Source organism: Streptomyces sp. ADMS, assembly GCF_033441795.1.
Taxonomy (GTDB): Bacteria; Actinomycetota; Actinomycetes; order Streptomycetales; family Streptomycetaceae; genus Streptomyces.
Genome location: NZ_JAVFVX010000334.1, coordinates 1 through 1,017, shown reverse-complemented (window position 1 = coordinate 1,017; position 1,017 = coordinate 1). Strand labels below are relative to the sequence as shown.

Annotated in this window: 1 protein-coding gene and 1 pseudogene; both read right to left on the bottom strand. The window is 63.7% G+C overall.

Features of this window, described 5'->3' with window-relative positions; translation table 11 throughout:
• A pseudogene (locus RB628_RS40845) lies at nt 1-374 on the bottom strand (hypothetical protein); the annotation flags it as partial.
• Between the two features lie 95 nt (nt 375-469).
• Nucleotides 470-952: a regulator component gene (locus RB628_RS40840; protein WP_318325699.1), complete on the bottom strand. Its 483-nt coding sequence runs from the start codon at nt 950-952 to the stop codon at nt 470-472.
• Nucleotides 953-1,017 lie beyond the last annotated feature (65 nt).

Sequence of the window (1,017 nt, the reverse complement as noted above, 5' to 3'; positions counted from 1 at the left end):
CGGGTCGACTTCGACTGCCGCAGGGCCTGCCGCAGGAAGTCGACGATGGCGAAGCTCAGGTAGGAGATGAAAAGGAGCAGGTAGAGCGCGTACACCTGCGACGAGCGGTGCGTCATCTGCTCAAACGTGAGCAGCACCGTCATGCCGAAGACGGAGGCAGCGAGAAGGACGATGCGCAAGCGGATTCGCCGCCGCGCTTCCGCAGGTTCCAGGTTGACCTGGAAGGAGACGGCCAGGACAGAGGTGGCAGCCGCCAGAGAGGCGGAGTTGCTCAGCAGCCGGCCCACATGCGGCACGACCTCCTCGACCGCATTCTCGAACAGCGGCGCGTAGGAGGCGAAGGCCAGAGCGAAGGAGGCGAGGAGGGCACCCATGGCCCACGTTCCGGCAGGACGAGGGGTGCCCCGGCCGAAGACCCAGTAGCCGGCAGCCGCTGCTAGGAGGCCGGCCATCCCAAGGAAAAGGGCATTCATCGTGAACGGAACCGGCCTTTCTTGATGGGCTGCGCGAAGAGTGCGTCCCAGCTATCTGATCCCTTTTCGGGCTGACGGGGAGGGGATTCGCGTTCTCGGTAGATGCGCTGGCGAATTATGGTCGCCATCATCTCCGCTTCGCGTTCGTCTGCCGTGGAATAGCTCGTACGTCCCGACATGCGCATCACCAGTGTGGGATTTACCCCGAGGGCACGCGCCGTGGAGGCGTCGACCTCAAGGCTTCCGGGATGGTCGCAGTACACGTGGCACAGCTCGTGCGTGAGGATGTGCCGCTGGTGATGAATTGAGGTCCCCTCCTCGTAGAAGAGGAGGTCGGACTCTGGCGTCTCCAGGCGTATTCCGCACGGTGCGTCGATCGTGCCGAGCGTGCTCAGGGGCTTAAGGATGATGGGCTTCCCGCGAAGCTCCGCTATCGCTTCGCACAGTTCCCGAGTGCTGAAGCGGTATGGCAGACGCAAACGATCGACCGTAGCTATTCAGCAGGGTGTGGGCGGTTCGCCGACCGTGCGGCGTGATCGCTAGG